Origin of the sequence: Streptomyces sp. NBC_00341, from assembly GCF_041435055.1 — a bacterium.
Taxonomy (GTDB): Bacteria; Actinomycetota; Actinomycetes; order Streptomycetales; family Streptomycetaceae; genus Streptomyces.
Genome location: NZ_CP108002.1, coordinates 7,531,134 through 7,554,906, shown reverse-complemented (window position 1 = coordinate 7,554,906; position 23,773 = coordinate 7,531,134). Strand labels below are relative to the sequence as shown.

The 23,773-nt window shown below is 70.3% G+C and carries 19 protein-coding genes; 14 read left to right on the top strand and 5 right to left on the bottom strand.

What is annotated here, in order from left to right; translation table 11 throughout:
• Positions 1-178: 178 nt before the first annotated feature.
• The gene (locus tag OG892_RS33835) at positions 179-1,960 is read left to right on the top strand and encodes a 3-hydroxyacyl-CoA dehydrogenase family protein (protein WP_073734215.1); all 1,782 of its coding nucleotides are present in this window, start codon (positions 179-181) and stop codon (positions 1,958-1,960) included.
• A 91-nt stretch (positions 1,961-2,051) separates the two neighbouring features.
• A complete protein-coding gene (locus OG892_RS33830) occupies positions 2,052-2,867 on the top strand; it encodes a TetR family transcriptional regulator (protein WP_327339884.1) in 816 nt (271 codons plus the stop codon).
• Positions 2,868-2,916: 49 nt separating this feature from the next.
• Here the strand turns inward: OG892_RS33830 and OG892_RS33825 are convergent, their stop codons facing one another.
• Positions 2,917-3,684 carry a restriction endonuclease gene (locus OG892_RS33825; RefSeq protein WP_371631077.1) on the bottom strand — a complete coding sequence of 256 codons (768 nt, stop codon included), beginning with the start codon at positions 3,682-3,684 and terminating at the stop codon, positions 2,917-2,919.
• A gap of 174 nt (positions 3,685-3,858) precedes the next feature.
• Between OG892_RS33825 and OG892_RS33820 the strand changes: the two genes are divergently transcribed.
• The 8 genes from OG892_RS33820 (at position 3,859) to pssA (ending at position 12,837) form a co-directional block, all read left to right on the top strand.
• Positions 3,859-4,668, top strand: a complete 810-nt coding sequence (locus OG892_RS33820; protein WP_371631076.1) for a GNAT family N-acetyltransferase — start codon at positions 3,859-3,861, stop codon at positions 4,666-4,668.
• A 358-nt stretch (positions 4,669-5,026) separates the two neighbouring features.
• Positions 5,027-6,400: a crotonyl-CoA carboxylase/reductase gene (ccrA, locus tag OG892_RS33815; protein WP_073734212.1), complete on the top strand. Its 1,374-nt coding sequence runs from the start codon at positions 5,027-5,029 to the stop codon at positions 6,398-6,400.
• Between the two features lies 1 nt (position 6,401).
• Complete coding sequence (locus OG892_RS33810) at positions 6,402-8,414, top strand: protein meaA (RefSeq protein WP_073734211.1); 2,013 nt, start codon at positions 6,402-6,404, stop codon at positions 8,412-8,414.
• Positions 8,411-9,430 carry a CoA ester lyase gene (locus OG892_RS33805; RefSeq protein ID WP_107421709.1) on the top strand — a complete coding sequence of 340 codons (1,020 nt, stop codon included), beginning with the start codon at positions 8,411-8,413 and terminating at the stop codon, positions 9,428-9,430. Before OG892_RS33810 ends, OG892_RS33805 begins: the two co-directional genes overlap by 4 nt.
• 1 nt (position 9,431) lies before the next feature.
• Complete coding sequence (locus OG892_RS33800; RefSeq protein ID WP_073734210.1) at positions 9,432-9,959, top strand: MaoC family dehydratase; 528 nt, start codon at positions 9,432-9,434, stop codon at positions 9,957-9,959.
• A 2-nt stretch (positions 9,960-9,961) separates the two neighbouring features.
• Positions 9,962-11,167 (top strand): acyl-CoA dehydrogenase family protein, encoded by a 1,206-nt coding sequence (locus OG892_RS33795; protein WP_371631075.1) that lies wholly within the window; start codon positions 9,962-9,964, stop codon positions 11,165-11,167.
• A 181-nt stretch (positions 11,168-11,348) separates the two neighbouring features.
• Positions 11,349-11,996 carry a phosphatidylserine decarboxylase gene (locus tag OG892_RS33790; protein WP_073734208.1) on the top strand — a complete coding sequence of 216 codons (648 nt, stop codon included), beginning with the start codon at positions 11,349-11,351 and terminating at the stop codon, positions 11,994-11,996.
• Positions 11,983-12,837, top strand: coding sequence for a CDP-diacylglycerol--serine O-phosphatidyltransferase (pssA, locus tag OG892_RS33785; RefSeq protein ID WP_199884337.1), 855 nt, complete (start codon positions 11,983-11,985; stop codon positions 12,835-12,837). The genes OG892_RS33790 and pssA overlap by 14 nt, the downstream gene beginning before the upstream one ends.
• Before the next feature lie 69 nt (positions 12,838-12,906).
• Here pssA and OG892_RS33780 read toward each other — a convergent pair whose 3' ends face one another.
• The gene (locus OG892_RS33780) at positions 12,907-13,614 is read right to left on the bottom strand and encodes a trypsin-like serine protease (protein ID WP_371631074.1); all 708 of its coding nucleotides are present in this window, start codon (positions 13,612-13,614) and stop codon (positions 12,907-12,909) included.
• 328 nt (positions 13,615-13,942) lie between these two features.
• Here OG892_RS33780 and OG892_RS33775 point away from each other — a divergent pair, with 328 nt between their 5' ends.
• Positions 13,943-16,834: a CHAT domain-containing protein gene (locus tag OG892_RS33775; protein WP_371631073.1), complete on the top strand. Its 2,892-nt coding sequence runs from the start codon at positions 13,943-13,945 to the stop codon at positions 16,832-16,834.
• 282 nt (positions 16,835-17,116) lie between these two features.
• On the opposite strand, the gene OG892_RS33770 is transcribed toward OG892_RS33775, so the two are convergent.
• Positions 17,117-17,809: a DUF6338 family protein gene (locus OG892_RS33770; RefSeq protein WP_371631072.1), complete on the bottom strand. Its 693-nt coding sequence runs from the start codon at positions 17,807-17,809 to the stop codon at positions 17,117-17,119.
• A complete protein-coding gene (locus OG892_RS33765; protein WP_328864740.1) occupies positions 17,809-18,231 on the bottom strand; it encodes a hypothetical protein in 423 nt (140 codons plus the stop codon). The genes OG892_RS33770 and OG892_RS33765 overlap by 1 nt, the downstream gene beginning before the upstream one ends.
• 396 nt (positions 18,232-18,627) lie before the next feature.
• Between OG892_RS33765 and OG892_RS33760 the strand changes: the two genes are divergently transcribed.
• Positions 18,628-21,021 (top strand): discoidin domain-containing protein, encoded by a 2,394-nt coding sequence (locus tag OG892_RS33760; RefSeq protein WP_371631071.1) that lies wholly within the window; start codon positions 18,628-18,630, stop codon positions 21,019-21,021.
• Positions 21,022-21,127: 106 nt separating this feature from the next.
• On the opposite strand, the gene OG892_RS33755 is transcribed toward OG892_RS33760, so the two are convergent.
• Entirely contained in the window at positions 21,128-22,243 is a 1,116-nt protein-coding gene (locus tag OG892_RS33755) for a glycerate kinase (RefSeq protein ID WP_371631070.1), read from the bottom strand.
• A 139-nt stretch (positions 22,244-22,382) separates the two neighbouring features.
• On the opposite strand from OG892_RS33755, the gene OG892_RS33750 reads away from it, so the two are divergent.
• Both OG892_RS33750 and OG892_RS33745 read left to right on the top strand, forming a co-directional pair.
• Positions 22,383-22,883, top strand: coding sequence for an NUDIX hydrolase (locus tag OG892_RS33750; protein WP_073734200.1), 501 nt, complete (start codon positions 22,383-22,385; stop codon positions 22,881-22,883).
• 261 nt (positions 22,884-23,144) lie between these two features.
• Complete coding sequence (locus OG892_RS33745; protein WP_371631069.1) at positions 23,145-23,729, top strand: TMEM165/GDT1 family protein; 585 nt, start codon at positions 23,145-23,147, stop codon at positions 23,727-23,729.
• The last annotated feature ends 44 nt before the right edge of the window (positions 23,730-23,773 follow it).

Below are 23,773 nucleotides of genomic sequence, written 5' to 3'. Positions count from 1 at the left end.
GTGACTCCGGGACAGAGTCCGCCGCCCCTTCCCGGTCCGGGCGTGCCCTCAGCACCCGGACGTGAGCACCACGACAGGCAACTCCCGCACGCCGTGCGGCGGTCCGGGCCGTCGGCCCCTCTCATCGACCGCGCGCGCCGTGCGTCCCTCAGTCGTCACTCATCCCTGGAGTCCCGTGATGGACACCCCGCTCAGCACCATCGCCGTCGTCGGCCTCGGCACGATGGGCACCGGCATCGCCGAGGTCCTCGCCCGCTCCGGCCGCGAGGTCATCGGTATCGACATCAGTGACGTGGCCGCCCGCCAGGCCGTCGCCGCCCTGGAGGCCTCCACCGCACGGGCCGTGCGGCGCGAGCGGATCACCGAGGAGGAGCGGCGCCACGTCCTCGCCCGGTTCCGTACCTTCTCCGACGTCCGGGCCGCCGCGGAGGCGGAGCTGGTCATCGAGGTCGTGCCCGAGTCGTACGAGATCAAGCAGCAGGTGTTCCGGGAGCTCGACGCGGTCGTGTCGCCCACCGCGATCCTCGCGACGGGTACCAACGCGCTGTCCGTGACCCGGCTCGCCGCGGAGTCGCAGCATCCGGAGCGCGTGCTCGGCCTGCACTTCTTCAACCCGGCGCCCGCGATGAAGCTGGTCGAGGTGGTCTCGTCGGTGCTGACCGCGCCGCCGGCCGTGGAGGCCGTCACCGCGCTCGCCCGGCAGCTGGGCAAGGAGCCGGTCGCGGTCGGCGACCGCCCGGGGTTCGTGGCCGACGGGCTGCTGTTCGGCTACCTCAACCAGGCCGCGGCGATGTACGAGGCGAACTACGCGTCGCGTGAGGACATCGACGCGGCGATGAAGCTGGGCTGCGGACTGCCGATGGGCCCGCTCGCCCTGCTGGACCTGATCGGCGTCGACACCGCCCGTACCGTCCTGGAGGCGATGTACAGCGCCTCGCACGACCGGCTGCACGCCCCCGCACCGGTCCTCGGCCAGCTCAGCGAGGCCGGGCTGACCGGCCGCAAGGCGGGCCGCGGTTTCTACACGTACACGGAGCCGGGCAGCCAGGACGTGGTTCCGGACGCGCTGACGCCGTCGCCGGAGAGCGGTGCGGGCGCCGGGCGGACCGTGCGCTCGGTGGGCGTCGCCGGCTCCGGGACGATGGCCTCGGGGATCGCGGAGGTCTTCGCGAAGGCCGGTTACGACGTGGTGCTCGCCGCACGCGGCCAGGAGAAGGCGGAGACCGCGAAGGGACGGATCGCGAAGTCACTTGAACGGTCGGTCACCAAGGGGCGGCTGACGGCCGGGGAACGGGACGAGACGCTGGCCCGGATCACCGCGGCCGGGTCGCTGGACGCCTTCGCGGAGGTCGATCTCGCCGTCGAGGCCGTGGCCGAGGACCTGCTGGTGAAGCAGCAGCTGTTCGCCACCCTGGACAAGGTGTGCAGGCCCGGCGCGGTGCTCGCCACCACCACGTCCTCGCTGCCGGTGGTCTCGGTCGCGCGGGCCACCTCGCGGCCCCAGGACGTCGTCGGGATGCACTTCTTCAACCCGGCTCCCGCGATGAAGCTGGTCGAGGTGGTCCGCACGGTGCTGACGGCCGACGACGTGCACGCCACGGTCCGGGAGGTCTGCGTGAAGGTGCGCAAGCACCCGGTGGACTGCGGGGACCGGGCCGGGTTCATCGTGAACGCGCTGCTGTTCCCGTACCTGAACAACGCGATCAAGATGGTCGAGGAGCACTACGCGACGCTGGACGACATCGACGCCGCGATGAAGCTGGGCGGCGGCTATCCGATGGGCCCGTTCGAGCTCCTGGACGTCGTGGGCCTCGATGTCTCGCTCGCCATCGAGAAGGTGCTGCACAGCGAGTTCCGCGACCCGGGACTCGCCCCGGCGCCGCTGCTGGAGCATCTGGTGGCCGCCGGCTGCCTCGGCCGCAAGACGGGGCGCGGCTTCCGCGAATATGCCCGTCGCTGACGAGGACGGCGGCTGGGGCGGGCTGCTCGGCCCTACGGGCGGCCCGCCCCCACAGGCGCACTCCCGCGCACCGATGCAGTACGTTCACACCATGCCCCAGCCCGCCAGGTCCCCCCGTGTGTCCGCCGCGCCCGACGCCCCGGAAAGTGCCGCGGGCACGCGTGCCGCCGCCCAACGGCTCAAAATGCGCCGCGAACTGGCCGCGGCGGCGATGGAGCTCTTCGCCACGAAGGGGTACGAGGCGACGACGGTCGACGAGATCGCGGGCGCCGCGGGCGTCGCCAGGCGCACCTTCTTCCGGCACTTCCGCTCCAAGGAAGAGGCCATCTTCCCGGACCACGACGACACCCTCGTACGCGCGGAGGCGGTCCTGAACGCCGCTCCGGCGCACGAGCACCCGCTCGACACGGTCTGCCGGGGCATCAAGGAAGTCATGAAGATGTACGCGGCGAAGCCCGCGGTCTCGGTGGCCCGCTACAAGCTGACCCGTGAGGTGCCCACCCTGCGGGAGGCCGAGATCGCCTCGGTGGCCCGCTACGAGCGGCTGTTCACGCGCTATCTGCTGGGCCACTTCGACGAGCGCGACCACCATGTCGGCAACGACGACCCGCTGCTGGCGGAGGTCGCGGCGTCCGCCGTGGTCACCGCGCACAACCACGTGCTGCGCCGCTGGCTGCGGGTGGACGGCCAGGGCGATGTGGAGGCGCAGCTGGACCACGCGTTCGCCATCGTCCGCGACACCTTCGGCACCGGGATCGGCGCGGGCCGCACGGCGGGCAGCGAGCCGGCGAAGCCGCCCGCCGCCTCGGTGAGCGGCGAGGGAGAGGTGCTGGTCGCCGTGGCCCGCACGGACGCGCCGCTGGACGAGGTCATGCGCACGATCCAGCAGGCACTCAAGGAGCGTTGAGCGGGGCGCACGGCTCCCGGCGGCCTCAGAGCCACGGCGACGGCGCCACTCAGCACCACGGCGGCGGCGCGGTCCCGTCGTTCCAGTCCGCGAGCGCCTCGCCGTCCACACAGAGGATCGCGCGCTGCTCCGCGTACTCCAGGGCCGGAGTGGTGTAGGCGCTGGTGGTGACGCAGACGGCGATCTCGGCCTCGTGCACGGCGTAGCAGGTTCCGCCGAATCGCTGGAGGTCCTGTGAGCCGACCTTGTTGTCCGGCCCGTAGTACTTGCACTGGACGACCAGTCGCCGTCCGTCGGGGGCGGTCGCGATCACGTCGGCCCCCAGGTCGCCCGCTCCGCCTACGACCTGCACGTCGGAGCAGCCGTCCCGCTCGCAGAGCGCGGCGATCGCGTCCTCGAACCCGTCGGCGTCCAGGGCCTCGTGGTCCTGCGCCTCCTCCTCGGGCTCGGCCGGCTCCCACTGTTCCAGCACCGGTTCCGGCAGCGGCTCCAGCACCGGTTCCGGTTCCGGCAGGACGGCCGTGCGCTCCATGCCGTCGTCGTGGAGGGGCCGGAACTCCGGGCCCGGGGAGCCACCGGGCTCCTGGGGCGGCTCGAAGAGCTCCTGCACGGCCTCGGAGAGCGGGCCGGGGCCGCCGCGCGGGCGGCGACGCGTCCGGCGGAGGTACAGGAGAAGGGCGCCCGCAGCGGCGAGCGCGGCGGCCGGCACGACAGCGGCCGGATGCCTGAGCATCCCCTCCCAGGCGATGCGCACCATCAGTCCTCCACCGCAGATCAGCAGGGCCACGGCCCCGAATCCGCCGGCGGTCGTGCGCACGCTGAAAGCCTTCGGGGAGCCGCCGGAGCCCCGCCCTCGCACCGGTACCGTCATGCGCTCCGCCCCGATATGCCTCTTCCAAGATCATCCATGTCTGCCGTCTGCCCCGCCCGGACCGATCCAACGGCGGCAAATCCGGTTGCCGGCGAACCGGCCCGGTGCTGTGGTGTGCGGATGAGCGATCAACCAACCGCACACCGTGAAGGACTGCTGGCCGTCTTCGACCGGGAGATGCGCGAGCTCGCCCACCCCGACGGCCCCGGCGTCCGCGTCGAGCGCACCGGCGACGTGGTACGCCGGACCGGCGCCGCCCACGACTGGAACGGGGTCGTGTGGTCGTCCCCGGACCTGGACGCCGCGCGGGCCGACGCGGCGATCGCCGCACAGGTGGCCCACTGCGTGGAGCACGGGTACGACGAGTTCGAGTGGAAGCTGTACGGCCACGACCGCCCGGCCGATCTGGGGGACCGGCTGCTGGCGGCCGGTTTCGAGGCGGAGGAGCCGGAGACCCTGCTGGTCGCGCCGGTCGCGGAGCTGCCCACGGAGGTCGTGCTCCCCGACGGCGTCCGGCTGCGCACCGTACGTGACGAGGCCGATGTGGAGCTGATGGCCCGCGCCCACGAGCAGGCGTTCGGCTCGGACTCGGCCCGGCTGCGGCAGCAGGTGCTGGCTCAGCTCAAGGAGGACCCGGACCACTTCGTGGGGGTGCTCGCCATGGCGGGCGACGAGCCGGTCAGCTCGGCCCGGATGGAGCTGTACCCCGGCACCGGCTTCGCCGGGCTGTGGGGCGGCGGCACGGTGGAGGCGTGGCGCGGCCGGGGCGTCTACCGGGCGCTGATCGCCTTCCGGACCCGGATCGCCGCGGAGCGCGGCTATCGCTACCTCCAGGTCGACGCGACCGAGGACAGCCGCCCGATCCTCCAGCGCCTCGGGTTCACGGCCCTGACCACGACGACCCCGTACATCTACCGCCCCGCCTCCTGACCTTCCACGACGGGGCACAACGCACCAAAACGCCCCTCCTGTTGCTCATGCGTGGCACCCGGATGACAATTGAGGGAAATTGCTGGCACCCAGTGCCTTGCCAGCTGTCACGGAGTGCCATACGTTGAAGTCGTCCGGGCGGCCGGCGTGCTGAGACCTCACGTACGCCGGCTGTCCCCGCAAGCCAGGTGCCTGCGTGCCCGGACGCCTGCGTCACAGGCAAACCCTTCTGCTCCACAGAGCAAACAGCCGAAGCACCACCAGCCGAACCGACGGCACACCTCCACGCAACACCGCTCCCCCTGCTCCGCAGGACCCTCAAGCGTTCCCTCAAACGCAGCTCCATCGGAGGCACACCGTGAAGGAAATCCTGGACGCGATCCAATCGCAGGACAGCACGGCCGCGGACTTCGCGGCGCTGACCGTCCCCGAGTCGTACCGCGCGGTGACCGTGCACAAGGACGAGGCCGAGATGTTCTCCGGCGTCGACAGTCGCGACAAGGACCCCCGCAAGTCCCTCCACATCGAGGACGTGCCGGTGCCCGAGCTGGGGCCGGGCGAGGCGCTGGTGGCGGTCATGGCCAGCTCGGTCAACTACAACTCCGTGTGGACGTCGATCTTCGAGCCCGTCTCGACCTTCGGCTTCCTGGAGCGGTACGGAAAGCTCAGCGAGCTCAGCAAGCGCCACGACCTTCCGTACCACGTCATCGGCTCGGACCTGGCGGGTGTCGTCCTGCGCACCGGTCCCGGCGTGAACGCCTGGCATCCCGGCGACGAGGTCGTCGCGCACTGCCTCTCGGTCGAACTGGAGTCCTCCGACGGGCACAACGACACGATGCTCGACCCCGAGCAGCGCATCTGGGGCTTCGAGACCAACTTCGGCGGCCTGGCCGAGGTCGCCCTGGTGAAGTCGAACCAGCTGATGCCGAAGCCGGACCACCTCAGCTGGGAGGAGGCCGCGTCTCCCGGACTGGTCAACTCCACCGCGTACCGCCAGCTCGTCTCGCGCAACGGCGCGGGGATGAAGCAGGGCGACAACGTGCTGATCTGGGGCGCGAGCGGCGGACTCGGCTCGTACGCGACCCAGTTCGCGCTGGCCGGCGGCGCCAACCCGATCTGCGTCGTCTCCAGCGACCAGAAGGCGGAGATCTGCCGGAAGATGGGCGCCGAGGCGATCATCGACCGCAACGCGGAGGGCTACAAGTTCTGGAAGGACGAGCACAACCAGGACCCGCGCGAGTGGAAGCGGTTCGGCAAGCGCATCCGCGAACTGACCGGCGGCGAGGACGTCGACATCGTCTTCGAGCACCCGGGCCGCGAGACCTTCGGCGCGAGCGTGTACGTGACCCGCAAGGGCGGCACGATCGTCACCTGCGCCTCGACCTCCGGCTACACCCACGAGTACGACAACCGCTACCTGTGGATGTCGCTGAAGAAGATCGTGGGCTCGCACTTCGCCAACTACCGCGAGGCGTGGGAGGCCAACCGCCTGATCGCCAAGGGGAAGATCCACCCGACGCTCTCGAAGGTCTACTCGCTGGAGGACACCGGCCAGGCCGCGTACGACGTGCACCGCAACCTCCACCAGGGCAAGGTCGGCGTTCTGGCGCTGGCGCCGCGCGAGGGCCTGGGCGTGCGCGACCACGCGATGCGCGAGCAGCACATCGACGCCATCAACCTGTTCCGTGACGCGTCGGCGGAGCGGACCGACAAGCAGATCCGGAACGTCTGACATGGCCGGCCGCCAGAAGGACCGCCCCTGGCTCATGCGGACGTACGCCGGTCACTCGACCGCAGAGGCGTCCAACGAGCTCTACCGGCGCAACCTCGCCAAGGGCCAGACAGGGCTGTCGGTCGCCTTCGACCTGCCCACCCAGACCGGGTACGACCCCGACCACATCCTCGCCCGCGGCGAGGTGGGCCGGGTCGGCGTGCCCGTCTCCCACCTCGGTGACATGCGCCGGCTGTTCCAGGACATCCCGCTGGAGCAGATGAACACCTCGATGACGATCAACGCCACCGCGATGTGGCTGCTGGCGCTCTACCAGGTGGTCGCGGAGGAACAGGGCGCCGACGCGGACAAGCTCCAGGGCACCACGCAGAACGACATCGTGAAGGAGTACCTCTCGCGCGGGACGCACGTCTTCCCGCCGGGCCCCTCACTGCGGCTGACCACCGACATGATCACGTACACGGTCAACCGCATCCCCAAGTGGAACCCGATCAACATCTGCAGCTACCACCTCCAGGAGGCCGGGGCCACCCCGGTCCAGGAGATCGCGTACGCCATGTCGACGGCCATCGCGGTCCTCGACGCCGTGCGCGACTCCGGCCAGGTGCCGCCGGAGAAGTTCGGCGCCGTCGTCGCACGGATCAGCTTCTTCGTGAACGCGGGCGTCCGGTTCATCGAGGAGATGTGCAAGATGCGCGCCTTCGGCCGCATCTGGGACCGGATCACCCAGGAGCGCTACGGCATCACCGACGCAAAGCAGCGCCGCTTCCGCTACGGCGTCCAGGTCAACTCGCTCGGCCTGACCGAGGCCCAGCCGGAGAACAACGTCCAGCGCATCGTGCTGGAGATGCTGGCCGTCACCCTCTCCAAGGACGCCCGCGCCCGCGCGGTGCAACTGCCCGCCTGGAACGAGGCGCTGGGGCTGCCGCGCCCCTGGGACCAGCAGTGGTCGCTCCGCATCCAGCAGGTGCTCGCCCACGAGAGCGATCTGCTGGAGTACGAGGACATCTTCGCCGGGTCCCACGTCATCGAGGCCAAGGTGGACGAGCTGGTCACCGAATCGCTCGCGGAGATCGACCGGATCCAGCGGATGGGCGGCGCCATGGCGGCCGTCGAGTCCGGCTACCTCAAGTCCGAGCTGGTCTCCTCGCACGCCGCCCGGCGGGCCCGGATCGAGGGCGGCGACGAGAAGATCGTCGGCGTCAACATCCACCAGGGCACCGAGCCCAGTCCGCTCACCGCCGACCTCGACGCCGCGATCATGACGGTCGACCCGGCCAACGAGGCCAAGGTCGTCGCCGCGCTCCACGAGTGGCGCGACAACCGCGACGAGGCCCGCGCCACCGAGGCACTGGCCGTCCTGAAGAAGGCCGCCGCGGGCACCGAGAACATGATGGAGGCCACCGTCGAGTGCGCCCGCGCGGGCGTCACCACGGGCGAGTGGTCCTGGGCGCTGCGCGACGTCTTCGGTGAGTTCCGCGCCCCGACCGGAGTGTCGTCCGCCCCCGTCGCGGTGACCGCCGAGGAAGGCACTCCGCTGGCCCTGGTGCGCGAGAAGGTCGCCCGTACCGCCGCCGACCTGGGCGCGGGCCGGCTGCGTCTGCTCGTCGGCAAGCCCGGACTGGACGGGCACTCCAACGGCGCCGAGCAGATCGCGGTACGCGCCCGCGACGCCGGATTCGAGGTCGTCTACCAGGGCATCCGCCTGACGCCCGAACAGATCGTCTCGGCCGCCGTCGCCGAGGACGTGCACTGCGTCGGCCTCTCGATCCTGTCCGGCTCGCACGCCGAACTGGTACCCGACGTACTGACCCGGCTCCGCCGCACCGGCGCCGGCGACATCCCGGTCATCGCCGGCGGGATCATCCCGCCCGCCGACGCCGCGGCCCTGATCAAGGCCGGTGTGGCCGCCGTATTCACCCCGAAGGACTTCGGCATCACGGAGATCATCGGCCGTATCGTCGACGAGATCCGGAAAGCGAACAAGCTCGACCCTCTGGAGGTCCCCGCATGACTGCCGTCAACCGCCCGCCCGTCTCCCACCACCACCCTCAAGAGACGTCCCTGCGGGACGGCACCTCCCGCCTGCGCCCCCGCCGCTCCTGTCTCGCGGTACCGGGAAGCAACCCCCGGTTCCTGGAGAAGGCCCAGGGCCTCCCGGCCGACCAGGTCTTCCTGGACCTGGAGGACGCCTGCGCGCCGCTCGCCAAGGAGGGCGCCCGGCACCACATCGTCGACGCGCTGAACAACGGCGACTGGACGGGCAAGACCCGGGTCGTGCGGGTCAACGACTGGACGACGCACTGGACGTACCGCGACGTCATCACGGTCGTCGAGGGCGCGGGCCCCAACCTCGACTGCATCATGCTGCCGAAGGTGCAGGACGCCCAGCAGGTCGTCGCCCTGGACCTGCTGCTCACCCAGATCGAGAAGACGATGGGCTTCGAGGTCGGGAGGATCGGCATCGAGGCGCAGATCGAGAACGCCAAGGGCCTCGTCAACATCGACGACATCGCCGCCGCCTCGCCCCGCCTGGAGACCCTGATCTTCGGCCCGGCCGACTTCATGGCGTCGATCAACATGAAGACCCTGGTCGTCGGCCAGCAGCCGCCCGGGTACGGCGCGGACGCGTACCACTACATCCTGATGCGCATCCTGATGGCGGCCCGCACGCACGATCTCCAGGCGATCGACGGCCCGTTCCTCCAGATCCGCGACGTGGACGCCTACCGCGAGGTCGCGGGCCGTGCGGCGGCGCTGGGCTTCGACGGCAAGTGGGTGCTGCACCCCGGTCAGGTCGACGCCGCGAACGAGGTGTTCTCGCCCTCGCAGGAGGACTACGACCACGCCGAGCTGATCCTCGACGCCTACGACTGGTGCACCTCGGAGGAGGGCGGCAAGAAGGGCTCTGCGATGCTCGGCGACGAGATGATCGACGAGGCCAGCCGCAAGATGGCCCTGGTCATCGCCGGCAAGGGCCGCGCGGCCGGCATGGAGCGCACCTCCAAGTTCGAAGCCCCGGAGGCCTGATATGCAGTTCGGGCGCACATATGAGGAATTCGAGATCGGTGCCGTCTACAAGCACTGGCCCGGAAAGACCGTCACCGAATACGACGACCACCTCTTCTGCCTGCTGACCATGAATCACCACCCGCTGCACATGGACAGCAACTACGCGGAGAGCACCACGGATTTCGGTAAGAACGTTGTCGTCGGCAACTACATCTACTCGTTGCTGCTCGGCATGTCGGTGCCGGACGTCTCCGGAAAGGCGATCGCCAACCTGGAGGTCGAATCGCTGAAGCATGTCGCGCCGACCTTCCACGGCGACACGATCTACGGCGAGACGACGGTCCTGGACAAGACTCCGTCGAAGTCCAAGACCGACCGGGGAATCGTTTACGTGGAGACCAGGGGCCACAAGCAGGACGGCACGCTGGTCTGTGTCTTCCGTCGCAAGGTGATGGTCCCCACGGAGACGTACATCAAGGAGCGGGGCGGGGAACAGCCCGGCCGCCCGGAGCCCAAGCAGCCTTCGCAGAAGAACGTGGAGAAGTAGCCATGGCCCGACTCGCCCGGACTGCCGGCCTCACCGATGTCCAGCAGGAAATTCTCTCCACGGTCCGTGATTTCGTCGACAAAGAGATCATTCCGGTCGCTACCCAGCTGGAGCACCGCGACGAGTACCCGGCCGAGATCGTCGAGGGCCTCAAGGAACTCGGACTCTTCGGGCTGATGATCCCCGAGGAATACGGCGGGCTGGGTGAGTCCCTCCTCACGTACGCGCTGTGCGTGGAGGAGATCGCCCGCGGCTGGATGAGCGTGTCCGGGATCATCAACACGCACTTCATCGTCGCGTACATGCTCAAGCAGCACGGCACGCAGGAGCAGAAGGACACCTTCCTGCCCCGGATGGCGCTGGGCGAGGTGCGCGGCGCGTTCTCGATGTCCGAGCCGGGCCTGGGCTCCGACGTCGCGGCGATCACCTCCAAGGGCGTACGGGAGGGCGACGAGTACGTCCTGAACGGCCAGAAGATGTGGCTGACGAACGGCGGCACGTCCAATCTCGTCGCCGTGCTGTGCCGGAGTGACGAAGGCCACCCCGAGGGCACCCCGCCGCACAAGTCGATGACCACGTTCCTGGTGGAGAAGGAGCCCGGGTTCGGCGAGGTCCGGCCCGGCCTCACCATCCCCGGGAAGATCGACAAGATGGGTTACAAGGGCGTCGACACGACCGAACTCATCATGGACGGGCTACACATTCCAGCCAATCGTGTACTCGGTGGCGCCACCGGCCGAGGGTTTTACCAAATGATGGACGGAGTGGAGGTGGGCCGGGTAAATGTCGCCGCACGTGGCTGTGGCGTCGCACAGCGTGCATTCGAGCTGGGCGTTTCCTACGCACAGCAGCGCCACACCTTCGGAAAACCGATCGCCCAGCATCAGGCGATCCAGTTCAAGCTGGCCGAAATGGCCACCAAGGTCGAGGCCGCGCATGCGATGATGGTAAATGCAGCGCGCAAAAAGGACTCCGGGGAACGAAACGACCTGGAGGCAGGGATGGCGAAGTACCTCGCCTCCGAGTACTGCAAGGAAGTCGTCGAGGACGCCTTCCGGATCCATGGCGGTTACGGCTTCTCCAAGGAGTACGAGATCGAGCGCCTCTACCGGGAGGCCCCGATGCTGCTGATCGGTGAAGGTACCGCCGAGATCCAGAAAATGATCATCGGGCGCCGACTCCTTGAGGAGTACCGGTTCCAGGGTTGATTGCCCCATTCGCGGTGATTTAACCGCGAAGAAGATCACACCCTGTCATCCTCTTGCGGTGCCTTCCAGACGTCCGACTCGGCTGCTGGCTTGCCCAGTTGCGGTCCGCAACCGATAACATCGCCGGAAAAGCCGCCGTCCCCCGTTGCCAGCGCGGCATCATCCGCTACGAAGGTCATCCATGCCCGACAGCCATACCTCTGCACCACGCGGCGGGGTCCGCCTTGCACGCGGAGCTTCGCCGTGGCTCCTCCCGACCGTCGCCACCGCCGCACTCAGCCTGTCCCGGGCCCGCAGGTCCGGGCGCTGGGCGGCCGTGGCCGTGCCCACCACCGCGCTCGCGGCGGGCATGCTGTGGTTCTTCCGCGACCCCGAGCGCGAGATCACCCAGGGGCGCGTCATCTCACCGGCCGACGGCGTGGTGCAGAGCATCATGCCGTGGAAGGACGGGCGCACCCGCGTCGCGATCTTCATGAGCCCGCTCAACGTCCACGTCAACCGCGCGCCACTGGCCGGCACGGTGACATCGGTCGAGCACATCCCCGGCGGTTACGTTCCGGCGTTCAACAAGGAGAGCGAGAACAACGAGCGCGTTGTCTGGCACTTCGACACCGAGCTCGGCGACATCGAGATGGTGCAGATCGCGGGTGCCGTCGCCCGCCGCATCGTCCCGTACGTCCCGCAGGGCACGAAGGTGGATCAGGGCGAGCGGATTGGCCTGATCCGGTTCGGCTCCCGGGTCGACATCTACCTTCCGGAAGGTATCGATGTCGCGGTCGAGGTCGGCCAGGCCACCACCGCGGGGGTGACTCGAATTGACCGTGATTGATCCTGAGACACAGGCGGGCTGGGTACCCGAGGCGGAAGCCGAGGACGACACCGAGGACATGCCGCTCTCAATGCGGCTGTCGATAGCGGACACCCTCACTCTCGGTAACGCCACGTGCGGTTTCATGGCGGTGTACTTCACCACCACGGGCATCCTCATCCCGCACCTCACGGGCAGCGACGAGAGCGGCATGGCGCGGCACTCCGCCGCCACCGCCGTGATCCTGATGCTCATGGCCGCGATCTTCGACCTGTTCGACGGACTCGTGGCCCGCAAGCTGCGCTCCTCGCCGATGGGTGCCGAGCTGGACAACCTCTCGGACCTCGTCAGCTTCGGGCTCGCCCCGGCGTACTTCGTCCTCGTGTACGGCATGGTCGCGGACGACGCACACCAGCGGGTCTCGGCACTGGCGGCGATCGTCGTGCTGCTGGCGGTGGTGCTCAGGCTTGCCAGATTCTCCTGCGTGACCTTGAAGGACGGCATGTTCCAGGGCATGCCGAGCCCCTTCGGAGCGCTCACGGTCATCTCGATCGTGCTCCTGGAGCTGCCCTTCGTGCCGACGCTGCTCGCGATCGTCGGAGTGGCGTGGCTGATGGTCAGCCGGGTCGAGTACCCCAAGCCGCGAGGTGTCCTCGCGGTGGCGATGCTCGGCTGGATCGTGGCCGCGATGGGCCTCCTGGCCGCATGGGCGTTCGATGCCCCCGGCGGTCAGCTGCTGCTCCAGACCGGCTGTGCGCTCCAGGTGGTCCTGGGCGCGGTCATCCCGCTCTTCGCGACCGCCCGCCGCGTGAACACGTTCCGCGACAACCGGCGCGAGGCACGGGCGGCGCAGCTGCCGTAACGGCTCACGCACGTCATGCACGAGGGCCCGGATGCTCCCCAGCATCCGGGCCCTCGTGCATGCCCGGGGCTATCCCCTGATGACCGAGTGGATCCAGTCGAGCTGCTGGGAGACCTCGCCCGCCCCCGCCGTCCGCTCCCGGTCGGAGCCGTCGAAGACGCCGAGGAGGGTCTCGGTGCCGCGCGGGCCGATGCTCATCACCGGGCCGCCGGAGTCGCCGCCCGCGGGGATCCCGGACACCTTCGCCATGCAGAAGTCCGATCCGCCCGGCACGGTGTAGCCCTCGCAACGCGGGTCTGCCGGGCGCAGGACCCGCAGGACCGACTGCTTGAGCACGGGTGACTGACAGCTGTTCTCGTCCCCCGTGCAGGTGGCGCCCCAGCCGTACTGCCGCACGAGCCGGCCGGGGTGCACACCGGCGGTGGCGAGCCGGGCGGTGCGGATCTTCATCGGCGGGACCTCGACGAGCATCATGTCGGCCCGCGCGCTTCCCACCCGGCCGCGCGGCACCGGGTGCAGTGTGGTGCCCTTGCGCACGTCGAGGCTGCCGGCCCGGAACGAGATCCGCTTGTCCGCGACGGGCTGCCCCTGCTCGAAGAAGCAGTGCGAGGCAGTGATGATCCAGCGGCGGGCGATCGCGGTGCCGGTGCATGCCGGGGCGCCGTCGACGAACATGCGCACCGCCCACGGACCGTAGGCGCTCTTCGATCCGCCGATCACGGCGGAGGCGGACGGTGAGGACATCACCGAAGCCGTCACCGCCAGTAAGGCGGTCATCAGCAGTACACGAACACGACGAACCATTCGGAACAGCTCCTCTGATCGGGGCACGGAACGTACTGCTGGTCAGATACCCGGCCGGGACGAAAGGTTCCGATTGGAACGAATGAATCGAATAAAGCGAATGGCCCGAATGAACTTTCGCATTCAATCTCCGATGTGAAACCCCTGATTCCGATTGCGTACACGTGGCCGAATACCACCCCCATTGCGGCCGTCCCCCATACGGAAACTCCGCCGATTTCCCGCTGGGCCAGGCGGTACGGTGCCAGCGCGGAAGCGCCGTCGCGACCCGGCGTGAACGGAAAGAGGGGGAGTTCAGCGGATGTCGGACTGGCCACTGGCGATCGGTGTGCTCGGCACATTGGTGATGCTGTTCTTCTTCTGCGCCGGTGACCGGCTCGTCGGCAGAGCGAGCGGCCGCACCCCCTGGGGCATCCTCGGTTTCGTCGTCTCACAGATGGTGGAGAAAGGGATCTGGCTCTTCCCCGGCTCCACCCCCGCCTGGTACGGGCCGTCAACCTACGTCTCCGCGATGGTGGCCGGTTTCGCGGGCGTCGCACGCCTCCAGCTGACCAGCGCGGAGCAGCGTGCCAACCCGGACAACAATCCGTTGGCAGCGAACGAGCACGCGGCCGCCGGCGAGGACCGACTGCGGAGCTTCGCCGTATCCGACGATCTGGCGGTCCTGGACTCGGCCGTGGACGACTTCCGCACCGCAACCCGGCAGAGCGTGGGACACGCCAACCACCTCGTCCACGTCACCGGCCTCATCCGGGCGGCCCGGATGCGGTACGAGCGGCTCGGGCGGCTCCAGGACCTCGACGAGGCCATCGAAGCCGGTGGGCGGGCGAGCCGGGCCCGAGGCGCCGGCCAGGCCCGGGGCCGGATGCTCTGCCAGCTCAGCACCGCGTTGCGGCTGCGCTACGACCATCTCGGCGCGGCGGACGATCTGACGCGGGCCGTCGCCACCGGCCGCGAGGCCGTACGGCTCGTCCCGTCCCGCAGTCCTCACTTCCCCGGAACCTGCGGCCAGCTCGGCGCCGCCCTGCACAGCGAGTTCCTGCGCACCGATGACATGGATGTCCTGGAACAGGCAGTCGCCCAGGTGTCGGCCGCGGTGGACTGGTCCGACGGACGCGGCTACCGGCGCGCGGCGGACCGGGCCACCCTCTGCTACCTGCTGGTGCAGCGCGGGAAGCGCACCGGGGACCTCGTGGACATCGACCGGGCCGTGCGGACGGGGCGGGAGGCGCTGGAGACGATCGCACCGGGCGAGGCGCTGTACGGGACGTGCCTGAGCAACCTCGGCCTGGCTCTGCGCACCCGGCACGGGCTGCGGGCGGGCGCGGAGCGCGCGCCGGCCACGGACGATCTGGACGAGGCGATCAGCCTGAGCGAGCGAGCCCTGAGCACGGCGCCGACCGATGCCCCGGAACGGGCGGTGTACCAGTTCGTCGCGGCGCTGGCCCTTCGCGACCGCGGCCAGTACGACACGGCCCGCGCACCGGGCGGGACAGCCGACAGAGCGGGTCCCACGGCCGGTGACGGCGGGGGTTCCGCAGCCGGTGACGACCGCACCGGAAGGCTGGACCTGGCCCTCGACGCGGCACGGGCCGCGGCGACCCACCCGAGGGCCGACGTCCCGACACGGATGCGGGCCGGGCTGCTCTGGAGCGACATCGCGGCCTCCGGAGCCCGCTACCGGGACGCGATGACGGCGTTCGAGACCGTCATCGCGCTGCTCCCCCGGCTGGCCGGCCGCGAGTTGCGCCGGGCGGACCAGGAGGACCGGCTCGGCCGGTACAGCGGTATCGCTGCGGACGCCGCGGCGTGTGCCCTGTTCGAGGGTGCGCCGGAGCGGGCGGTGGCGATGCTGGAGCTGGGGCGCGGGGTGCTGCTGTCGCGTGAGCTGGACCTGCGCTCCGACATCGGTGAGCTGCGGGACCGGAACCCCTCGCTGGCCCGGGAGTTCGAGGAGCTGCGGGCATCCCTCACCGAGGGGCGCGCCGAGCGGCCCGCGGGCGATGCCGCGGACGCGCGCTCCCGGCGGCGTGCGGAAGGCGAGCGCTGGGACGTGCTGCTGCGCGAGATCCGGGCGCTCGACGGGCTCGCGGACTTCGCGGGGCCGCCGTCCCCGCAGCGCCTGCTCGCCGGGGCGGCCGAGGGCGCCGTCGTGTATCTCAACGTGAGCCGGTTCCGCTCCGACGCGGTCATCGTCGCCCCCGACGGGATCCGTTCCGTCCCGCTGCGGGTCACCCCGGACGAGGCCGAGCACCGGCAGCGCACGCTGGACGCCGCCCTGGCCGCCGGGTACGGGGGCGAGGCGGAGCGGGCGGCGGCGGTGCACGAGGTGCTCGGCTGGCTGTGGGACGCCCTGGCAGAACCGGTGCTGAACGGCCTGAAGGATCTGCACGGCGCACATCGCGGGCCGGGGCTGCCGCGTGTGTGGTGGGTGCCCACCGGGTCGCTCGCGCTGCTGCCCGTCCACGCGGCGGGGCACCGGGGCGGTACCCGTTCCCTGCTCGACCGGGTGATCTCGTCCTACACGCCCACGATGCGTTCCCTGGCCACCGCCCGGACGGCCCGGACCTCCCGAGCCGTTCCGGCCCGACGGCGGGTGCCCCTCGCGGTCGCCATGTCCAGCACGCCGGGAGCGGGGCCGCTCGCCGGGGCGGAGGCGGAGGCACGGATGGTGCGGGGGCTGTTCCCGGGGACCGTCCGCCTCACCGACGCGGACGCGACCCGGGAGCGGGTCCTGAGCGCGCTCCCCCACCATGCCTGGGCGCACTTCGCCTGCCACACGGCGACCGATCCCGACGTCCCCTCACGCAGCGGGCTGCTCCTGCACGATCACCAGCGGCAGTTGCTCACCGTCGAGGACGTGTCGCGGCTGGAGCTGGGCAGCCCGGAGCTCGCCTATCTGTCCTCGTGCGACACCGCCCGCACCGCGCCCCGCCATGCCGATGAGGCCATCCACCTCGCCTCGGCCTTCCAACTGGCGGGCTACCGGCAGGTCATCGCGACGCTGTGGCGGGTGGAGGACGAGGTCAGCTCCGTGTTCGCCGAGAACGTCTACGCGTCGCTGGCGCAGGCGGTACGGTCCGGCGCGCCGGTCGACGCGGCGGCCGCGGTGCGGCGCGCCACCCTGGCGGTCCGTGAGCTGTGTCCCAATCTGCCGCAGTTCTGGGCGAGTTATCTGCACGTCGGATGCTGACCGCGCGGTGACCGGCGGCTCAGGACCCGGCGGGCTGTGGACCGGACGGCCCGGACGGATCGCCGGACAGGCCGGATCGCTCCGGAGATTCCGGGTTCTCCGGCGGCGGCACGGTCGCGTCGGCGTCCCGCGCCGGGAAGGAGACCCCCGCCCGGTCCGAGGGGCCCCGGGTCGGTTCCGGGATGGAGAGGACCGGCGTGTGTCCCCGGAAATCCCCTCCGCCCCTCAGCCGTAACTTCTTCTCGAACGCGGTGGGTTCGGGCTCTTCTGCCCGGGGTGCGGTCATCCTGGCTCCTCGGTGACGCGGGCGGCCGGGAGGGTCGCCGCAGGGGGGTCCGGGGGTGCGGTGGACGGCGGGGCGAGGAGTTCCAGCACATCGGTGTCCGCCGCTCTGATGTGGATCCCGGCACTGTCCCGGACGGGCCGGACGAAGCCGCCGTCCGGCTTCATCAGCCACGCCGTCTCCAGGTAGATCTCGGGGGCCTGCGGATACGAGGTGGCGTACGACCGGCCCCCGTACCAGCCGCCCACCCAGGCGCCGTCCCGCAGCCGCATGCGGACGAAGCAGGGGCCGGACCTGCGGAACAGATGGTCCCAGGCGGTGGGCGTCGAGCGGTAGCGCGCGGGCCGCCGCCGCCGCTGCCACCAGGTGACACCGCCCGCGGCCACCCCCGGCACGACGATGAAGAGCACCAGGGCCAGCAGCCCGGCCGTCCGGGGCTGCTGCGCGACGGCCTCTCCGCCGCCCGCTCCGGCGTGCCGGGCGAAGCGCACCAACCGGGGCCCTGCCGCGACCAGATACAGGGTGTCGAGCACGACGGACGCCGCCACGGCGCGCAACACCCGCTCCCCCAGGTCGCGTTCGCCGGGGACCGGGCCCCGCCAGCGCTCCCGCAGGAACTGGTAGGTGACGCCCGGCAGGACGAAGAGCACCAGCATGGCGATCTGGAGCGGGGTGGACGGGGACTGCCCCATCACATGCCCCGCAGGCCCTCGGACGGATCGTGCGCGATCAGTCTCGCCCGCCGCGCGCGGAGCGCCAGTACGGCCACCGCCACCAGCGTCGAGATCGCCACCCAGGGTCTCGCGTGCACGATCAGCGCGGCGGTCTCCGACTGCCGGGCGGCGGCCAGCGCGACCAGCAGCCCGCCGACCATCCACAGGGTCCCCGACAGCCGCCTCGGCGCGGTCATCTCCGCGAGCAGCAGCATCGCTCCGAGCAGTGCGGTGACCGCCACCACCAGCGTGAACGGGTCACTCGCCACGAGCACCCGGTACTCCCCGATGTTCAACAGGCTCAGCACCGCCAGCCACTTGGCCCGGCCGAAGCCGATGAGCGGTGACAGGACCACAAGGCCCAGCACCAATCCGTACACCACGGACTCCGGTACCCGCATGAACCGACTCCCCCGCCCGGCTGTACGCCCATGGGCGTCCTGCCTCAGATGCTAGTGATACCCGGGGAACATCGCGGTCCCTCGTTCGGGTGATTGCGCTACCGGAAGGTCTCCGGTCCGCCGCGACCCACGCCTGCCACTTTTTACGCATGGATGCAAATCTTTTGCACAGGAGCCACGACCCGTGAGCCACCTGGGCAGCCCACGCCTGGGCCTCACGTTCTCCCTCACCGCAGGCGACCAAGTACCGCATGTCGCACCCTATTCACAGGTTTGAGTCACAAAATTAAGTAGCACAAGCAGAATTTTGCGCATCGGCATGGACTTCCTTGCGGCATCACTCCTAGCCTGTGGGGCGTCCGAAGTGCCCCCACGAGCCGCAAGGACGACTGATAAGTGACCTCGACTCCCAGACGCCAGTTGCTCAGACGCTCCATATCCGCCTCTCTCTCGCTGGCACTCGCCGCGGTCGGCACCGCTGCCGCCGTGGTCCTGTCCAGCGCTCCGGCCGCCCAGGCGGCGGGGGTCCCCGCCCCCTCCCCCGTCGCGGTTCCCGGTCGCGGCGCGACCGTTCCGTTCAAGGAGCAGGAAGCCGAGTACGCGGCCACCAACGGCACGCTGATCGGCCCGAACCGGCTGTACGGCACGCTGCCCTCAGAGGCCTCCGGCCGGCAGGCCGTGACGCTGGACGCGGTCGGTGAGTACGTGGAGTTCACGCTCACCGCACCCGCCAACGCGATGTCCTTCCGCTACTCGCTGCCGGACAGCGCCGCCGGATCGGGCCGGGACGCCTCGATCAACGTGCTGGTGAACGGCGCATCACCGAAGTCGGTGCCCGTCACCTCCAAGTACGGCTGGTACTACGGCGGTTATCCCTTCAACAACAACCCGGGCGACACCAACCCGCACCACTTCTACGACGAGGCCCGGACGATGTTCGGGTCGACCCTCGCCGCCGGTACGAAGGTCCGGCTGCAGGTCTCCTCCACCTCCGCGTCACCGTCGTTCACCATCGACCTGGCGGACTTCGAGCAGGTGGCCGCACCGACCGCCAAGCCCTCCGGCGCACTCGACGTCGTCTCCGACTTCGGCGCCGACCCGACCGGGGCGGCGGACTCGACCGCCAAGATCCAGGCGGCCGTGGACGCGGGGAAGGCGCAGGGCAAGGAGGTCTACATCCCGCAGGGCACCTTCCAGGTCCGCGACCACATCGTCGTGGACAAGGTGACGCTGCGCGGCGCCGGTCCCTGGTACTCCGTGCTGACGGGACGCGATCCCGTCAACCGGAGCAAGGCCGTCGGCGTCTACGGGAAGTACGCCAGGGACGGCGGCAGCAGCAACGTCACGCTCAAGGACTTCGCCATCATCGGTGACATCCAGGAGCGGGTGGACGACGACCAGGTCAACGCCATCGGCGGTGCCCTGTCGAATTCCACCGTCGACAACATCTGGATGCAGCACACCAAGTGCGGCGCCTGGATGGACGGTCCGATGGACAACCTCACCATCAAGAACAGCCGCATCCTGGACCAGACCGCCGACGGCGTGAACTTCCACTACGGCGTCACCAACTCCACCGTCACCAACACCTTCGTCCGCAACTCCGGCGACGACGGACTGGCGATGTGGGCGGAGAACGTCCCGAACGTGAAGAACAAGTTCACGTTCAACACCGTGGTCCTGCCGATCCTCGCCAACAACATCGTGACGTACGGCGGCAAGGACATCACGATCTCCGACAACGTCATGTCGGACACCATCACCAACGGCGGCGGCCTGCACATCGCCAACCGCTATCCAGGGGTCAACTCCGGTCAGGGAACCGCTGTCTCAGGCACCACCACAGCGGCCCGCAACACCCTGATCCGGACCGGCAACAACGACTACAACTGGCAGTTCGGCGTCGGCGCGATCTGGTTCAGCGGGCTCAACGAGCCCATCAACGCCACCGTCAACATCTCCGACACGGAGATACTCGACAGCTCCTACGCCGCGATCCACCTCATCGAGGGCGCGACCAACGGGCTGCACTTCAACAACATCAAGATCGACGGCGCCGGTACCTACGCGCTCCAGATCCAGTCGCCGGGCACGGCCACCTTCACCAACGTGGTGGCCACCCACATCGCGCAGTCCAACCCGATCCACAACTGCGTCGGCAGCGGCTTCCAGATCACCCGGGGCGCCGGCAACTCCGGCTGGTACTCCGACCCGCCTGCCTGCACCGGCAACTGGCCGGCCCCGGTGTGGACCAACGGCGGTGTGCCGCAGGGCGGCACCGGCCCGACGGATCCCACGGACCCGCCGACCGACCCGACCGACCCCACCGACCCGACCGATCCGCCCACCGACCCGCCCGCAGAGACGGGCAACCTCGCCCGGGGCCACAGCGTGACCGAGTCCGGCCACGCGGATGTGTACGGCGCGTCCAGGGCCGTGGACGGTGACGCGAACACCTACTGGGAGAGCACCAACAACGCCTTCCCGCAGACCATCACGGTCGATCTGGGCGCGGCCAAGGCGGTCAAGCGACTGGTCCTGAAGCTGCCGCCGGCAGCGGCCTGGGCCACCCGTACGCAGACCCTGGGCGTGTCCGGCAGCACCGACAACAACACGTTCAACTCGCTGAAGGGCTCTGCGGGTTACACCTTCGACCCGTCGAGCGGAAACAAGGCGACCGTCACCCTGCCCGGCACGTCGGCCCGGTATCTGCGGCTGACGTTCACCGGCAACACCGGGTGGCCGGCGGCGCAGCTCTCCGAACTGGAGGCCTACACCACCACCGACTGACCCGTAACAGGCCGGCCGCCGGACGGACACGTGAGACGTCCGTCCGGCGGCCGGCCCCGCCGTTGCGAGGATGCTGCGGGAGGGTCGGCATGGCCCTCCCAGCGGGTCAGCGCAGGAAATCCCGGGCGATGTTCTCCGCCGCCCGCTCCAGCAGCGGCCCCGCCTCCGCCATGCACACCGCCGGATCCGGCTCCAGCTCGGTGAGCGCGTACGCGCGCCGGATCCCGGCCCGGCCGAGCGCCTCCGGGGGCAGCGCGAGACGCCCGCAGACCGCGACGACCTCGATACCCGCCGCGCGGGCCGCCGCGGCGACCCCCGCCGGGGCCTTGCCGTGCAGGGTCTGCTCGTCGAGCGAGCCCTCACCCGTGATGACCAGCGTGGCACGGGCCAGCGCGGGGGCGAAGCCGAGAACGTCGAGCATCACCTCGATCCCGGGCCGGAACCGCGCGCCGAGGGCGACCAGCGCCCCGTACCCGATACCGCCGGCCGCACCCGCGCCGGGCAGCCGGGCGTGGTCCGGTCCCAGCACGGACGCGTAGTGGGTGAGCGCCGCGTCGAGGACCGCGATGTCCTCCTCGGTCGCGCCCTTCTGGCGCCCGTACACCTCGGGGGCGCCCTTCGGCCCGGTCAGCGGGTTGTCCACGTCGCTCGCGAGGATCAGGTCGACCCCGGTGAGCCGTGGGTCGAGCCCGGCGAGATCGGCCGAGGCTAGGCCGGCGAGCCCGCCGCCGCCCGGACCCACGGGCTTGCCGTCCGCGTCCAGGAACCGTGCGCCGAGCGCGGCCAGCATGCCCGCGCCGCCGTCCGTGGTCGCACTGCCGCCGACCCCGAACACGATGGTCCGCGCGCCCGCTTCGAGCGCGGCGAGCAGCAGTTCGCCGGAGCCGTACGTGGTCGCGGTGAGCGGGGCGAACACCCCCTCGGGAAGGTGCTGGAGGCCCGAGGCCTCGGCCATCTCCACCACAGCCGTGGTGTCGCGCAGGGCGTACGCCGCCGTCACCGGGTCACCGAGCGGCCCGGTCACGCGCGCCTCGCGGCGCTCGAACCCTGCGGCCACCGCGGCGGCCACCGTGCCGTCGCCGCCGTCGGCCACGGGCAGGGTCTCGACGGGCACCTCGGGCGCGATGCGCCGCAGCCCGGCCGTCACCCGCTCCGCGACCTGTACAGCCGTGAGCGAGCCCTTGAACTTGTCCGCCGCGACGAGTACGCGTGCGGTCTCCATCACTGCTCCGTCCGTCACCTTGAATCCCTTTGCTTTCGAACAGGCAGTCGCGCCGCCCCGACCCTATCCGGATCACCCGCTCCATGCCCATGGGTGTCCGTGCCCTGGACCCGCGCCGGAAAGACCCTAGGCTGCTCGTGTGACCACCGATGACTACGCCACGTATATCGACGGACTCCCCAAGGTGCTCGCGGGCGCCGCCTGCGTCTTCCGTGACGCGGAGGGCCGACTGCTGCTCGTCGAGCCGAACTACCGGGACGGCTGGACCCTGCCGGGCGGCACGATCGAGTCGGCCGACGGCGAGACGCCCCGGCAGGCGGCCCGGCGCGAGTCGGCCGAGGAGATCGGCCTCGATCTGGAGCCGGGCCGGCTGCTCGCGGTCGACTGGGCGCGCGGCACCGCGCGCCCGCCGATCGTCGCCTACGTATACGACGGCGGCGTGCTCGACGAGCGGCAGCTGGCGGCGGTGCGCATTCAGGAGGAAGAACTGCTGTCGTGGAAGCTGGTCGACCGGGCGGAACTCGGCAGCCATCTGCCCGCCGGACTCGGGCTGCGGGTGCGGGCGGCGCTGGAGGTGCTGGATTCGGGCGCGGGCGCGGCGGAGCTGGAGGACGGACTGCCCGCCGGCTCGAACAGGTGATCTCCCCCACCGCCGGGTGGGGTAATGTGGAGGGCTGCGAAGGGGAGTAGCCCCGCAAACCGGTCGTCGACACACTGGAACCTCCGGGTTCCCGGTGGCCGGGTCCGTGGATGGTCACGGACGGGCGAGACCTTCGGTCAGGTATGACACACCCGCATCCCGCGGGTGGTGCCGTCATGCCGGGCCGAGTGGTCCTCCGAAAAGCCCGAGTGGCACTTCGCGGAAGATCCGGGGCCCGGCTCTTACAGAAAGCCACCCGGAATGCATCTCGACCCCCTGGCGATCCTCACCGCTTTCGGGCTGATCTTCCTCGCGGAGCTCCCCGACAAGACGATGTTCGCGTCGCTGGCCATGGGCACCCGCATGCGCCCGCTCTACGTCTGGTTCGGTACGTCGTCCGCGTTCATCGTCCATGTCGCCATCGCGGTCGGTGCGGGTGGCCTGCTCGGGCTGCTGCCCGACTGGATCGTCAAGCTCGTCTCGGCGCTGCTCTTCGCGTTCGGGGCGTTCATGCTCCTGCGGGCCGGCGGGGGCGACGACGACGACGAGGACGCCCCGAAGACCGTGACCGGTTTCTGGCCGGTGTACTCGACCGCGTTCATGGCGGTGTTCATCAGCGAGTGGGGCGACCTGACCCAGATCACGACGGCCAACCTGGCCGCGAGCAACGGCGCCTGGTCCACCGCGATCGGGTCCGCGGCGGCCCTGATGTCCGTATCGGCGCTGGCGCTGCTCGCCGGGCGGTTCATCGCCAAGCGCGTACCCCTCAAGACGGTCCAGCGGGTCGGTGGCCTGTGCATGCTGGGGCTGGCGATCTGGACGGTCATCGAGATCTTCACCGGCTGACCCGGCCGAGGCAGGTACGGGTGTGGGCTCCGGGCATGCGCGGA

Bases quoted from the DNA above. Each gene is read 5' to 3' on its own strand.
- OG892_RS33835 (WP_073734215.1), top strand. From the start codon at position 179: ATGGACACCCCGCTCAGCACCATCGCCGTCGTCGGCCTCGGCACGATG.
- OG892_RS33830 (WP_327339884.1), top strand. From the start codon at position 2,052: ATGCCCCAGCCCGCCAGGTCCCCCCGTGTGTCCGCCGCGCCCGACGCC.
- OG892_RS33820 (WP_371631076.1), top strand. From the start codon at position 3,859: ATGAGCGATCAACCAACCGCACACCGTGAAGGACTGCTGGCCGTCTTC.
- OG892_RS33810 (WP_073734211.1), top strand. From the start codon at position 6,402: ATGGCCGGCCGCCAGAAGGACCGCCCCTGGCTCATGCGGACGTACGCC.
- OG892_RS33805 (WP_107421709.1), top strand. From the start codon at position 8,411: ATGACTGCCGTCAACCGCCCGCCCGTCTCCCACCACCACCCTCAAGAG.
- OG892_RS33800 (WP_073734210.1), top strand. From the start codon at position 9,432: ATGCAGTTCGGGCGCACATATGAGGAATTCGAGATCGGTGCCGTCTAC.
- OG892_RS33795 (WP_371631075.1), top strand. From the start codon at position 9,962: ATGGCCCGACTCGCCCGGACTGCCGGCCTCACCGATGTCCAGCAGGAA.
- OG892_RS33790 (WP_073734208.1), top strand. From the start codon at position 11,349: ATGCCCGACAGCCATACCTCTGCACCACGCGGCGGGGTCCGCCTTGCA.
- OG892_RS33780 (WP_371631074.1), bottom strand. From the start codon at position 13,614: ATGACCGCCTTACTGGCGGTGACGGCTTCGGTGATGTCCTCACCGTCC.
- OG892_RS33775 (WP_371631073.1), top strand. From the start codon at position 13,943: ATGTCGGACTGGCCACTGGCGATCGGTGTGCTCGGCACATTGGTGATG.
- OG892_RS33770 (WP_371631072.1), bottom strand. From the start codon at position 17,809: ATGGGGCAGTCCCCGTCCACCCCGCTCCAGATCGCCATGCTGGTGCTC.
- OG892_RS33765 (WP_328864740.1), bottom strand. From the start codon at position 18,231: ATGCGGGTACCGGAGTCCGTGGTGTACGGATTGGTGCTGGGCCTTGTG.
- OG892_RS33755 (WP_371631070.1), bottom strand. From the start codon at position 22,243: ATGGAGACCGCACGCGTACTCGTCGCGGCGGACAAGTTCAAGGGCTCG.
- OG892_RS33745 (WP_371631069.1), top strand. From the start codon at position 23,145: ATGCATCTCGACCCCCTGGCGATCCTCACCGCTTTCGGGCTGATCTTC.